The sequence below is a fragment of the Candidatus Profftia tarda genome (genome assembly GCF_904848675.1).
In the GTDB taxonomy this organism is placed as follows: domain Bacteria; phylum Pseudomonadota; class Gammaproteobacteria; order Enterobacterales; family Enterobacteriaceae; genus Profftia; species Profftia tarda.
In genome coordinates this window covers 111234-126423 of sequence record NZ_LR890047.1, presented here as the reverse complement: position 1 = coordinate 126423, position 15190 = coordinate 111234, and the positions used below count along the sequence as shown (strand labels likewise).

The window sequence follows — 15190 nt, the reverse complement described above, 5'->3', positions numbered from 1 at the left end:
CTTTGAGTTCTGCATAATATTATGTTATGAATAAACACTAGGAGCATAAAATTCCAAATACTAAGAGTACATATTTAATTTTTTCATATAAGAGAAATACTTGATAACTGAATATGCTAGTGTAATGATGATTAGATCAGTAATACAGAAACTAGCTAAAATTGTAGAACTATTATTATGCAATCTTTAATATGATCTATTCAATCCGAATTTTAGTTAAGAACATGGGTATATTAGACTTTTATACCGTTCAAAAATCATTTTATCTATCTATAGAAGGAAGTCAGGCATGAATCGATCGAATTAATCATCATAGCTTCCTGAAGGTCTTAATATAAAATATTAAATATGTTATTTTATTTATTATGCAACTAACTTCTAGCTCTTAACTAGCAGGATTCTTGATAGATCTTTCAAAGGTAAAATTATTGAGATGGAGACAAGGATATGACAAAGTTTACAAAAGAGCCCTACAAAAGAAAAAATAAAGCAGTAATTGAGCCGCTAAGAGATTATTAATAATAGTAACAATATATTATAAACGTTATTCAGTATTGCAAGCCATGATCATTAACATATAGCCATATCTTTCCGGCAGATTATTTGATCTAATCACTGCGGATAAAATTATCTGTCATATATAATATCTCCCTGTAAGATTAAGATAGCATCTTACCAAATAAATCATTAAATAAGTAAATTATATTATGCATGACTCTCAAATTATCCCTCAATACAAGAAAAGATATTACAATCTTTAAATATATTAATGAATAATAGTCACTATATTTAAAGTATTACAAAGAATTTATTATTGTAAACTATTTTTATTCACAATCTATTATAATTAATTTTATTTAAAACCTTGGATGTGCCGGATGTTAGAAATTTTTAATACACTAAGTCGCAAGAAAGAGGAATTCAAACCCATACTTTCCAGTGAAGTAGGCATGTATGTGTGCGGAGTTACTGTTTACGATTTGTGTCATATAGGACACGGGCGTACATTTGTTGCTTTTGACATGGTTGCACGTTACTTGCACTTTTTAGGGTATAATTTAAAATATGTGCGCAACATCACTGATATAGATAATAAAGTCATCAAACGTGCAATAGAGAATAACGAAAGCTGTGATCAGCTAACAAAACGCATGCTGCATGAAATGCATACAGACTTTGATTCTTTAAATATTTTACGCCTAGATATCGAGCCACGTGCAACAGAACATATTCCTGAAATAATTAGAATGATAGAAAGACTGCTTGAACGAGGGCACGCATACGTTACAAGAATTGGAGACGTGTTTTTTGCCGTAGATACTGATCCTAATTACGGGATTCTCTCTCGTCAGAATCTTAGGAAGTTACAGGCAGGCGCGCGCGTAGAGATTAGTAGTCTCAAACGAAATCCAATGGATTTCGCACTATGGAAAATTGCGATGCCAGATGAGCCTAGTTGGGGATCTCCATGGGGCTCAGGACGTCCTGGTTGGCATATTGAATGTTCAGCTATGAGCAACAAACAATTTGGGGCAAATATCGATATTCATGGAGGTGGTTCAGATTTAATTTTTCCGCATCATGACAATGAAATTACTCAATCTAAGTGCAGCCAAAATGGTCCACATGTAAAATACTGGATGCACACCGGCATGATGCTAATAGATCGTGAGAAGATGTCTAAATCAATAGGAAACTTCTTGACTATCCGGAAAGTGTTAGAGCAATACGATGGAGAAACAGTTCGTTATTTTCTGATGTCTAGTCACTACCGTAGCCAATTAAACTACAGCGAAAAAAATTTGCAGCAAGCTCGTGCAGCGCTAGAACGTCTGTATACAACACTAAGAAACACAGACCCTAGTACGGATCCACAAAAAAATAGTTCTTTTACCAAACGTTTTATCAAAGCCATGGATGATGACTTTAATACACCAATAGCTTATTCTACGCTATTTGATTTAGCTCGAGAAGTAAACAGATTGAAGTTGAAAGATATGGCTCATGCAAATGCGATGGCGGCTGAATTGCGTAGACTGGCAAAGATCTTGGGATTATTGGAACAAGAACCAGAAGATTTCTTAAAAAAAATTCTTCGAGCTGATCACAAGCGAATATATCGTATAGAATCGCTTATTAAAAAGCGTCAAGATGCACGTACAAGCAAAAATTGGGCAATGGCCGATTCTATACGAGATCAACTAAATAGATTGGGCGTAGTACTCGAGGATGCTCCTCAAGAAACGATCTGGCGTCTCAGATAACGCTTAATGTTAACTCAAAATCACAACAAATGAAAATAAGAAGATTATATAATATATTGTAATACTAACTAAGAATTATAACTGTCTCTTGATTTTATGACAATTTATCTAATATGCGATGAATATTGAATCGATCTAAGTTCATATATCTATTATGATCTCATATTGAATATATGAATATAGCTTATGTTTAATGCCATAACTCATAAAGAGCATAATTTTTATAGTCTAGATAAACAATACACTAAAAGATTCTTATTGCTTTTTTTTAAAGCCCATGAAGAATCTATAGCTAAAAGTACTTCATATGATTCCATCATTTTAGTTCATTTTACGGTAGCGAAAAGTATTTTAAGATAGAGATATGGTATTAAATTTATTATTTATTCTTTATAATACCAGCATTGAAATGAACCAAAAAATTATAAGGACAGTCTATTTTTATTTTACTGAGTTTATAAATAAGATAGTGTCAAACATCAAAATGGAATATTACTGCTCTAGGAGATATAACATAATATATCTCTTTTTAAGAGATAAAAGTACTAAATATACTTCTATTAGATCCGTTTATCAAGCCTTATAAACTCAGATCTAAGCATCCTATTTTTTCCGTTTATAAAATTTATTCACGCATATATTTACCAAATAAACAGTAAAATATAGCAACCCATCCTGCATGCTTAGAAAATAAAACAGTTAGCCGCGGAAATACAACTAAAATAAAATCCGATATAGAACATAACTATCTGAGATAGAATACATAATACGGGTAAAGTGTGCTATACGAATAAATTATGCACTGAGAATAAATCTACATTCACTGAATGAATATTTCAGATAAGTTCAGGGATACATGCCATATTCATGAAGGGTAAATGAGGTAATACCGTTGATAATGACTACAATATTCTGATGAAACAGCTATAATTTTGGTGGAGCTAAGCGGGATCGAACCGCTGACCTCTTGCATGCCATGCAAGTGCTCTTCCGGCTGAGCTATAGCCCCTTGATCAGGTTTTTAGTACTTATTTAAGATATCCTTAATGATAAGATAGTAACATAAAATACTAAAAAACTATTTTCTTGGGATAAATATGAAATATATAACAATAATTTTACTCTTCATTTCAATAAAGAAAAGTAGTAGATCTAGTAAATAAGCGCCATTTAACAAATAAAGAGAATTAATACTATTGCATTAATGAGCACTAGCTTTAAGATATATCAGTAAAAATAATTATTTAATATATAGTAGCTAACCTTATAAGACAATTGTCTTAATTATTAGAATTATTATATAAAGAAGATAAGTGCTCTCGGTAGCACTTGTGCAAATATTGTATCAAGATTTTCTAAAAACTATGCATAAGGCTAGTATGCATGCTCGTTTTAATATCAAACAGGCAAATATAAGTTATCTATGATACTCATACTATCTTTTCGTATAAATCAGTTAATATAGGCATGATAAATAATCACAGGATAGTCATATGTCAAATATGAAATAAAATCATCATTAGAAATCTCAATCAACGCTAAATGCAGTGATAAATATAGTACACTTAGTATATTATTTAACGACAAGGCAGTGCCTACTTAAATATTTATAAAAATTATAGCTAAAAATTAAAACCTACCTAGTAGGTCATAATTTATTTATTTTACCTAAATATTATATAACGCTATGTATTTTGGATTCAAAACAAAAGATTCATTCTCATCATACTTGCTGTGCTAAAACATATATCAATCATTAAATATTCTAAAGTTCACTCCTAAGCTAATAAATGCTAATTTGTAATTTTATAGACATGTGAGCTACTAATGAGCATCCTTATCCGAGCGAATATTCTAATTACCACTTTTCGTGTGCATTAGCTCATTAGCGAGATAACAAATACAGATAAGAACAACGCGTTATAATCTGCCATAAACATTCACGATAAAAATCTTGCATGTTATGGCAGTGTACTTAGCCGAAATATACATAAGATACGATAACTATCAAACTTCTTCAGGTATAAAGAAAAAAATAAAATTATTTTTCATTAAAAGATACTATTGAGTAGCAAGATATGTATGGAATATTAATATGCCCGCACTATCATACACATTTACAGAGATCTTTACTTTAAATAAGTTTTAAATAGTATTTGCTTAAGTAATCAATACGATAAAAATAACTACCAGATCATGTTTTTGTATAAAGAAATACCGTGAGATTTTTAACATTATTTATGCAAAAAATTATATGTACAATACATCAGAAATCTCCACTATTAGTCTCGTTTTGTACCTGGCAACGACCAGGTTTCATTGAATAAAAAATTAAGATTACGAGGCTAATTATAAAGGTAAATGCTAATTCAAATCTATTTGCCCCTATCAGAGCGATAAAGCAAAAAATACAGCCTAATATCGAAGCAATAAAGCTTTGAATATTTTTAAAATAAGGACCTTCAAAGTATATCAAATTTATACAAGAGTAGAAGTACGGCAACATCAATAATAGCACGGCAATCCCAATTAAATGACCAAAAAGATCTGATAATTTAACTCCGCTAACGTTTATAAAAAGAATCACAAGCATCAGAAATGTCATTTTTATGGCAGATAAAATAAGACCCTTACGTGGAATGCCATTTTTATCTGTTTCACCATATACTTTCGGGAAGTAACCATCGTATGCAGCACGAGCTCCGGCTTGACCGACTAACATCATCCAAGAACCTAGTGAGGTTAAACAGGCAAAAATAATAGATGCAGACACGACTGGACCAGCCCAGTTATTACCTACTATCGTAGAAGCACTCATAGCAAATGGAGCGCTGCATGAAGACATTTGAGCAGCTGGGTACATGCCAGCAATAACTTGCGTAGCAGCTATATAGATTATGCCTACAAGAAAAGTACCTAACATAGTAGCTATAGGAACATTACGATTAGGATTTTCTACCATGTTACTTGTTACTGAGGCAGACTCAACGCCAATAAAAGCCCATAAACATAATAAAATACTTTTTATGATGGTATGATAATCAGTATATCCAGAAATATTCCAATTTGTTTTATAGGTCTCCATATTAAACCAATACCATCCAAAAATACCAGTACCTATCACAGGAATTAGTACTAAACTAAGGCCAAAAGTTGTTAAATAGCTTATCCATGTACCACCGAGAATGTTAAAAAGGGTCAACATCCAGATAATAGAGATACAGATAATACCTGAAGTAATCGGGTTATGAAAAATTGTATAGAAGGTCGAGAGATAAGATACAGAAGTAATACAGATCGCGAGATTACCTATCCAGTTTGCATGATAATATAGCACCCCGGTTTGGAAGCCTAAAACGGGGCTAATTTCGCCGGCATAGGCAATAGGACCACCTTGTTGAGGATTTATGGTCGATAATCTAGAATAGACATAAGCCCATGAAATTGCACCTACCAGTGCAACTATCCAACCAATAATAGCGATAGAACCTAATTTAGCAAGATTAGTTGGTAACAACGCGATTCCGCTCCCCATCATATTACCAGCAACAAGACCAGTACAAGCAATGAGTCCAATTTTTTTTACAGATCCCATAAGCTTAACACTCCAGTAATCATTTTTAGTGCGACCGCTAGATAGATATACAATTATTGCGCTAATCCTGATGTATATAGAGAGATTAACATAGGTATTTAAAATATTTTTAAAGCGGTGATTGTAAAAAATAATTTATTTCTTAATTCATAAAACATGGTGTATATAATTAAAAGATGATTAATTATAGAGCTATATTCATAAATATAAATATCTAAATCATTAATATTTATTTAGATATTAATAAAATATTTTATAAGTCTATTATCTTGATCAAATCAATCAATATTTGCATTATCATTTGATATACAATATTTATAATTGAATAAAAATGCAGCTTTAGAAGCCTCCATTTTTAAATGGCTATATTCTCTTGATCACAACTCTATAAAAGAGCAGGTTACAGCATAAATTAAGTTAATAAATCACCAGATGATGACTGCAATTGAGCTATATCACATGGAACTATGATTATTAATAATGTAGATGCAGGTAGTAAAAAAGTATTTTACTATATATAAATTATTATCATATGCAATGATATACTCATGTTATATATCGATACTTAATGACTTTACTTAATCTCAACCTCAACCTCAACCTTAATCTCTGTAAAGTAGTTATTATTTATAATTTCTTAGTTATTACTAATCAATTGCGCAATTTATTAATAAGGTTATAGCATTTTACTTTTACTAATTGAGTTATTATGAAAATTATAAAATAAATAAATTTTGATAAAAAGTATATTTTATTTGTACGCTATAGTACATTTAAATTTTGATCGAATAAGCATCATACATTAGATCTAATCAGAAAGGATGATATCGCAATGCAAGAGCATTCCATTTATAGCACTGTACATATGCTAGATATTGTGTGTAGAAAATCTTGTTACTATTTTATATCATGTAGATTTCCTTGGCTATTCGATACTTATCATAACTTTTAAGTAGCATTATGAATCAATCTATATATTTGCAACGTTATTAAATGAAGTAGTGTTTAAATTTATGCTAATTTCCTGAGCTACTAATTTCTAACAAAGAATTCAGAAAGCAAAAAACATATAAATTTTCACAAGAAAAAATTAAAAAATATATACCATGATAGATATGTCTATCGGGTATATCTTTGTTATGCAGCTGCGATACAGTAACTAGAAGTATAAATAGGCTGGGTTGATAAAATATTTAAAAATATTCAATAATATTTTCAAACAGTATCAATTAATCGATACTTTATTAGACATAGATCATAGCAGGATATATTATTAAATACTTAGAATAATATATTAATCTTTATTTTTAGAATCAGATTTATTAAAGAAATAATATTATGCAGAAAAGAGCTATTATGCGAACTGCTAGTTCAAATGTGAATATTTTATTCATTTATGATATCTAAAAGTGCTATAATAAAAAAACAGGTATTCCCTGAATATTAAAGGTTATTCAATAACGCTTCAAATATCAATTTGTAAGTGCAGGATACTTGAATAAATCGTCTATACATCATTTTAAAACAATAAGATCTAATCTTATTGTTTTAATTACTAATCATGATATTAAAGCTGATGTATAATTGCAAATCACCAAAAGATGTTTTTAACATATAGTTTTAAAAATTCTTGCTATATGCACCCTATTGTCTGTTAAATAAGTAGCGCTGCCTCAGCTTACTTATTAGCAAGAATAACCACGGCCATAGCATACCATTAACAAAGCTACTCCAAAATAGTTCAGGATGAAAAGAAGCATTTCCAATAATAAATTCTCCCCAAGAAATAATAATGTCCATTGCAGCCGTAAGTAAGACAACCATACATCCGTGTTTCCAAAGTTGCATATTGCGAAAACGATGACACTCGAATGCAACAAAATAGGATAGTAGACTTAACGCCAATCCACGAATACCAAGCGTTGAACCTACAATCACATCCCATATTATACCCAGAATAAAACCAGTACCAATGTTAACCTGTTTAGGTGCTGCCATAACCCAATAAATAAGAAATAAAGCTAACCAATTTGGACGTAACATCATCAATTTATCAGGCCATGGCATAATCTGTAAAACAAAAGCTAAAACAAAAAATAACCAAATACCCCAGCAACTGTGATCATTATATCTGCACATGAATAACATCTCCTTTCATATGCTTGGAGAAATCTATACTACAAGCATTGAACTGCTTAAATTGCTTGTTTGTGCTGTATTTAAAATAGCCAGTCGGTTCTCATCACTATTATATTCCATAAAAAATGATGCTTGTATACGATCTTTATTTAAGGATTGCTGCATTATACGTTCATTAGCAACATGATGTACTTCATTTGGAGACATAGTATCTTTATGCTTACATGCCCATAGCAATAGCACATAACGCAAACGATGTAATCCCGCAGTTGGACGCGCTTTTATAATAGTATAAGCACGCTGATTATCAACTTTTACTGAAGAAACAATGGCAACAGGATAACCTTCTGGAAATCGTCCTCCTAATCCGGAGGTTACCAGAACATCACCGACGAGGATATCCGTATCGAGCGGCATATGTTCAAGCTCGAGATCATCCATACAACTTCTGCCCATAGCTAGGAGACGGATCTCATTACGTAAGACCTGAATAGGCAGGGCATGCGATGCATTACAAATAAGCAGCACTCTACTGGTCATCTTAGCAACTGAAACTACCTGACCAACAACTCCTTTGTCACTGATAATTGGCTGCCCTAAATATACCCCACTGTTACTACCTTTATCTATGATCACCTGATCGCTATAAGGATCGGGTAACTTTGCAATAACCTGTGTAAGCATTTTATGCTCATCCGAACGTAATGATGAATCTAATAGTGCACGTAAGCGAGCATTCTCTTGTTTAAAATGACCCAGTAACAAAATATCACTATTTTTAAATAAGAGTTCTTGACGTAATGCTTTGTTTTCTAACTTCAACTGCTCTCGAGTGGCTAAGGAATTAGCTACATTTTCTATAATTTTACGAGGTCCATTAGATAGATAGTACAATGGGCTAACAAAGGTATCCAGATAGCTTCTAATGCTTGTGAACATGCTAAAGCTACTATCTGCAATAACTAATAGTATAGAAAAAATGATGGCTATAAAAAATCGCAAATGCACAGCAGGACCTCTAGAAAAAAGTGGGTTCATAAAATAAACTATCATGGATCGCAGAAGGCAAGCAATTTAGAGAATAATATTAAGCATTCAGGTTATTATAGCCTAATTAAAAATTAAAAATCACATAACAACAGCTAGAATTACCGGAAAGCATGCGAAATATAAATCACAACAATTTTAGTCCTCACTAAATAGATCTCCGCCATGCATATCTATCATTTCTAGTGCTTTACCGCCACCATGTGCTACGCAAGTTAAGGGGTCTTCTGCAACCACAACTGGAATCCCTGTCTCTTCCATCAGCAAACATTCAAAATTACGTAAGAGTGCACCACCGCCGGTCAGAACCATGCCACGCTCAGATATGTCAGAAGCCAGCTCTGGTGGACACTGTTCTAAAGCCACCATAACTGCACTGACGATCCCAGTCAAAGGCTCTTGCAGTGCTTCAAGAATTTCTTTAGAGTTTAAGGTAAAGGCACGCGGCACACCTTCAGCTAGGTTACGCCCACGAACTTCAATCTCGCTCAGAGCATCACCTGGGTAGGCAGAACCAATACCATGCTTAATTCGCTCAGCAGTTGCTTCACCAATCAGTGAGCCGTAGTTGCGGCGCACATAATTAATTATAGATTCATCAAAACGATCACCCCCAATACGAACAGAAGAAGAGTAAACTACTCCGTTCAAAGAAATCACCGCTACTTCTGTTGTGCCGCCACCAATATCTACAACCATTGATCCTGTTGCTTCAGAAACAGGCAATCCCGCGCCTATTGCTGCAGCCATTGGTTCTTCAATCAAAAATACTTCTCTAGCACCGGCTCCTTGCGCAGATTCACGAATTGCACGACGTTCAACCTGAGTTGCACCAACGGGAACACAGACTAGAACGCGCGGACTTGGTCGTATTAAACTATTACTGTGAACTTGTCTAATAAAGTACTGCAACATCTTTTCAGTAACGAAGAAATCAGCTATTACACCATCTTTCATAGGACGAATTGCAGCAATATTACCAGGCGTACGACCTAGCATTTGCTTAGCTTCATATCCTACTGCAGCTACACTTTTTTGCGGAGAACCAGCACGATCCTGACGAATAGCTACTACTGATGGTTCATTTAATACAATGCCTTGTCCTTTCACATAAATCAGAGTATTAGCTGTACCCAAATCGATGGATAAATCATTTGAAAAAATACCACGAAATTTCTTAAACATAAATAAAAGATAATCCTGAAATCTGGTCTAACAATAAAATTAATAAACTTTAATAACTATGAAAAGCAGCTATAAGGTACACAAAGCACTCCTACTTCGCTGAAGTTGATATATTTTGATATTCAAAAATTCAGTATAAATATCAGGAGAAGAACAAAATAATCTCAATTTAATAGATATCAAAATAAAAATAGAGTAATTATTTGCAGAATAGTATAACAAATATAAGTAACCTTTAGCATCTAACTAGACAAGATAGCTATTCACAGGGAAACGTGATTATTTTAAATATATTTAAGAACAATTTTTGATTTTTCTACTAAACAGCGATAGATAAAATCTTATACAATTAGTGTCATGTGTAGTCCACCAAACACTATTACGTAGGATTAGCTGTATTGACTAAATATATCTCTTATGAGAATATTTCTGTTATAATGATTTTAGTATAGTCTTTAGTAAAATAAAAATAAATACCACTAATAAACAACTAATACCTATATAATTAGACTAAACCTACTAGTTTATCTAAAGATTTACATTTACTTTGATCTATATTAATCATTACTTTATATATTCCTTATAAATAATTATGAAAATTAAACGATCCTCTTAAAAATTTATTTAATCATGATATATTACTTGCTAAATTAGAGTAAGTGATCTGGCATAAATCTATATCACTCAATTAATACTAAAGAATCTAAAGATTATCAAGAAATATCCTGGATCAGAAGATCTAGTAACACAAGAAAATTATTCTCTAAAGAGAGATCTCATAGTAATGTAATTATTTTATATCATTTTTTTATAAAAAAAATCTAGTGATAATATGATTTTAGATAAGATATGATCTAAATTCACAAATATATATTAGGTGGTTAATTTTAATAATCTCACATAGAATAGTAGTATATTATTTGTATATTAAAAAATTTTTGCTTTTGTTGATCCTAAGTTATAGATCCGGGAAATATACAGGCACATAATAATCGAGCAGATATTAAGTTAAATGCTTTGCTATTGGGTATATCATACATCTGCTCAAAAATTAAAGGTATCCATGATAATTATAAAATTTTTTGAAATTATAAGATCATTATTTATGTTTTAAGGATAGAAACATAGCTGCCCAGAGAAACACACTAAAACTACTTAAATAATACAAATTATTACGCCTATAGAAAAGAGAGATGATTATTTTTTATAACAAGTAAGTAATCTGTACACAGATATATCGATGGCAATACATTGTACTGTTGTAGTTGCTCTTTGATAAAAAATAAATGATATTTATTATTTTGTGTTCTGAGATGTAATAATTCAATTTTGCAATAAATTAGTAATGTAGAAGATGCTTATTTAATAATTATTTTAAGCAAATGATAGAAAACCATATCATTTGCAAATGATATAAAGTTTGTTAATAATCTGCGGTTAAAAATATCAATCACTTCTATAGATTAGATAATTTCTTTGTTCCTCTTACATCTGCATAATAATCAGCTAAATTAACTGCATTAATGAGTTAAAATGTAGAATAATTATTCTGTTGAGTGATTCCTAGCTGATAGATCTTGTTTACACATTGTATCTACTTACGTTAGATAAGCGTTATAACAAAATTAATCAGGACATAATGCATTTATTAAATATTAGATTAGTATCTAAAATATTTTTATTTCTCAGAATTATAATTCTATCAGAAATCAAGAAAATATAAATTTTTATCTCAATAAAGATTAAATGATCTAAGAAATTTTAGATACATTGTAAAGAAATATTATTAAATAAGTAGCATAGTTTTAATCTTAAAGATCTGATAAAATGAATAAATAAAACATTTTTTTAAAATAGAAATCGAATGAAAATTACACAAATATAATCTCTCTATATCAGTTTGTACTGCTTAATAAAATTTTGTAAAAGATTATACTAAAACCTCTATTAATTTTATCGATAGAATTTCTAGTAATAACAGAAAGTACTAAAAATTAGTATTGTATAATAATTCTATTGTACTAATATATCCCACATGATATGCGGCAATAAAAGTTAATTTACTTATTATCTAATTAATAATATAGATTTGACTTCTATATCACTGCAGTGATAAATACGCTACAATTTTCAAAAATAATATGAGAGGTTTAGAACTCTATAAAAATTTTAATAGCCCGATATTTCTAAATTGATATTTACATTATATTTATTCAATATATTTAAGCAGCACAGGCATTATATGTAATATTTTACAGCAACTACTCAATTGATTATTTCATAATAATATCCTTGCAATATGTTTTTAGAAAACAACAAGCTTATCAAAATAAGCAAAAAATTATTTAATAGGGTTTACAAGATTTATGACATAATTTTAAAACTCACACACGCTCTTCGAGAAGTAAGCAGATTTATTAGCCTGTGCATAATATTAGTAATCACGTACTATTTCTAACACATTAGAGATCATGATTATTCTAGATTAGGAAAAAAATTTTTTGATAAAATAATAACCTTTTAGAGAACAAGATAAGGAATAAATGATATTGACTAATTTTTAGGTAGTGATATCCGGATTATTTGCTGAATACATAATAATCAATGCATTGTTCTCCTAGTATAACTATTTATCATCATGATATTTTCATGATTTTGTATTTTTCGATAAAATGACAGTAGAACTAAATACTGTATTTAGGATATGATAACATAGGAAATATAATAAGATAGATACTATCTGATAGAGAAATCATTGCACATATTTAAAATAATAAACAATCATCCTTCAGTTATAAAGCGGATAAATATCAAAATTTATGGTGCTAAAATTATTATATGTAAAAATTTAGACGCGATTAATATAGCAGAATAAATATAGCAGAATGAATATAGCAGAGATTATTGCTAATATGAACAATGGAAGATTCATGTGTACATGGATAAGTAGTCAATTAATTTAGTATACTCCATATTATTGAATTTCTTCAGATATTATTTCTATTAATATATTTAATTTTATTTTATAGTAACCACTAATAAAGTAATACTAATTAAGAATACATGCGCTTTAAGCGCGTGTATTAAATTTAAAGCCTTATAGCAATTTGCTGAAACATGTCCTATTTAAAATATCATCAAATTCAGAAAAACTATCTGTTGTATGACGCACTGATGAAAGATAACTGCAATTACTAATGAGGAAAAGAGAAGTAATATGTCTTATATAAGAAATGACTCTGTTTATCATAATTATGCTTTTTAGTGAACAAACAATAATGACATAGGATTATTTCTTTCTATTAATTTTAACTATATTATCTATGTAATGGGTATTCATATGAATTTACTAAAATTATACTCTAGATAATCTGCACTGGAAAAATTAAAGGGGTGTGCACTACTGAGTGCACTAACATTTATCGACGCTGTCAATTAAACAGCGAGCCTTAAACTTCGGCAGAGAAATCATGTTTGATAATTTAAGTGAGAAAGTATCGCGCGCATTGCGCAATATTAGTGGTCAAGGACGTATCACGGCAGAGAATATCAAAGAAACTCTTCGTGAATTGCGCATAGCATTACTAGACGCAGATGTCGCACTACCGGTGGTTGTTAACTTCATTGATCGAGTGAAAAAAGCCGCGTTAGGTCGTGAGGTCAACAAAAACCTTACCCCTAGTCAATCATTTCTAAGCATTGTTAAAAAAGAAATGACACACGCCATGGGTGCGGTAAATACCGAAATCAATTTAGTTACCCAACCACCAGCAGTTATTTTAATAGCCGGATTGCAAGGTGTAGGAAAAACAACTAGCGTTGGTAAAATAGGCAAGTTTCTTAAAGAAAAATATACAAAGAAAGTCTTGGTTGTTTCCTCTGATGTTTATAGACCTGCAGCGATTAAACAGTTAGAAACTTTAGCTAAAGAAGCAGAGATAGACTTCTTTCCATCAGAAATTACAGAAAAACCAATAGAAATTGTTAAATCTGCATTGCAATTTGCGAAACAAAAATTATATGATGTTTTGATAGTCGATACTGCAGGTCGTATGCATATTAATGTAGTTATGATGAACGAAATAAAACAAATTTATGATACGATTAATCCAATAGAAACACTATTCATCGTAGACGCAATGACAGGCCAAGATGCGGCTAATGCAGCTAAAGCTTTTCAAGAAAAAATACAGTTAACCGGTATAGTACTAACAAAAGTAGACGGAGATATCCGCGGCGGCGCTGCTTTATCTGTTCGTCATATTACAAATATACCAATTAAATTCTTAGGTGTAGGAGAAAAACAACAAGCTCTAGAACCATTCTATCCTGATCGTATAGCTTCTCGTATTTTAGGTATGGGAGACGTTCTGTCACTGATTGAAGATATTGAGAGTAAAATTGATTATGCACAAACTGAAAAGTTAGCACAAAAAATTAAGCAAGGAGAAGGTTTTAACCTGAATGATTTTATGTGTCAACTAAGACAAATGAGTGATATGGGCGGAATACATTCTATTCTAGAAAAAATGCCAGGCATAGGACAATTACCGGAAAATCTTAAAAATCAAATCGATAATAAACTTTTAATAGATATGGAGTCAATCATAAAATCTATGACATTAAAAGAACGCGCTAACCCAGAAATTATTAAGGGCTCCCGCAAACGTCGCATAGCACAAGGTTCGGGGATGCAAATGCAAGATATCAACCGTTTACTTAAACACTTTGATAATATGCGGCGTTTGATGAAACAAATGAAAACAGGAAGTTTACCTAAAAAAATGATTCATGGTATAGAGGGTATAATTTCTAAAAAATTTTTTGGTCATTAATTCCTGATGTAATTTGTCAAGACACTACAAATAATAATTTAATTAATTTTAGATTATTATTGGTACTAATATTAGTAAAAATTTTTTATGTCTTTTTAGATTCCTAAATGCAGTAATTTAAAGGA

General features: G+C 31.0%; 6 protein-coding genes and 1 tRNA gene. 2 read left to right on the top strand and 5 right to left on the bottom strand.

Going from position 1 to position 15190, the window contains the following annotated elements; genetic code table 11:
- Nucleotides 1-878: 878 nt before the first annotated feature.
- Nucleotides 879-2264, top strand: a complete 1386-nt coding sequence (gene cysS, locus KTT71_RS00300) for a cysteine--tRNA ligase (RefSeq protein WP_216782507.1) — start codon at nt 879-881, stop codon at nt 2262-2264.
- Between the two features lie 933 nt (nt 2265-3197).
- Here cysS and KTT71_RS00295 read toward each other — a convergent pair.
- The 5 genes from KTT71_RS00295 to KTT71_RS00275 form a co-directional block, all read right to left on the bottom strand.
- Nucleotides 3198-3273, bottom strand: a tRNA-Ala gene (locus KTT71_RS00295).
- A 1257-nt stretch (nt 3274-4530) separates the two neighbouring features.
- Nucleotides 4531-5859, bottom strand: coding sequence for a cadaverine/lysine antiporter (gene cadB, locus KTT71_RS00290; protein WP_216782506.1), 1329 nt, complete (start codon nt 5857-5859; stop codon nt 4531-4533).
- 1644 nt (nt 5860-7503) lie between these two features.
- Entirely contained in the window at nt 7504-7998 is a 495-nt protein-coding gene (mreD, locus tag KTT71_RS00285; RefSeq protein WP_216782505.1) for a rod shape-determining protein MreD, read from the bottom strand.
- Between the two features lie 33 nt (nt 7999-8031).
- A complete protein-coding gene (mreC, locus tag KTT71_RS00280; RefSeq protein ID WP_216782716.1) occupies nt 8032-9036 on the bottom strand; it encodes a rod shape-determining protein MreC in 1005 nt (334 codons plus the stop codon).
- A 147-nt stretch (nt 9037-9183) separates the two neighbouring features.
- Nucleotides 9184-10230 carry a rod shape-determining protein gene (locus KTT71_RS00275; RefSeq protein WP_216782504.1) on the bottom strand — a complete coding sequence of 349 codons (1047 nt, stop codon included), beginning with the start codon at nt 10228-10230 and terminating at the stop codon, nt 9184-9186.
- Nucleotides 10231-13700: 3470 nt separating this feature from the next.
- Between KTT71_RS00275 and ffh the strand changes: the two genes are divergently transcribed.
- The gene (ffh, locus tag KTT71_RS00270) at nt 13701-15065 is read left to right on the top strand and encodes a signal recognition particle protein (protein ID WP_216782502.1); all 1365 of its coding nucleotides are present in this window, start codon (nt 13701-13703) and stop codon (nt 15063-15065) included.
- Nucleotides 15066-15190: the final 125 nt, after the last annotated feature.

Excerpts from the sequence above, each read along its gene's own strand:
- cysS (WP_216782507.1), top strand. The coding sequence starts at position 879 with ATGTTAGAAATTTTTAATACACTAAGTCGCAAGAAAGAGGAATTCAAA.
- cadB (WP_216782506.1), bottom strand. The coding sequence starts at position 5,859 with ATGGGATCTGTAAAAAAAATTGGACTCATTGCTTGTACTGGTCTTGTT.
- mreD (WP_216782505.1), bottom strand. The coding sequence starts at position 7,998 with ATGTGCAGATATAATGATCACAGTTGCTGGGGTATTTGGTTATTTTTT.
- mreC (WP_216782716.1), bottom strand. The coding sequence starts at position 9,036 with ATGAACCCACTTTTTTCTAGAGGTCCTGCTGTGCATTTGCGATTTTTT.
- KTT71_RS00275 (WP_216782504.1), bottom strand. The coding sequence starts at position 10,230 with ATGTTTAAGAAATTTCGTGGTATTTTTTCAAATGATTTATCCATCGAT.
- ffh (WP_216782502.1), top strand. The coding sequence starts at position 13,701 with ATGTTTGATAATTTAAGTGAGAAAGTATCGCGCGCATTGCGCAATATT.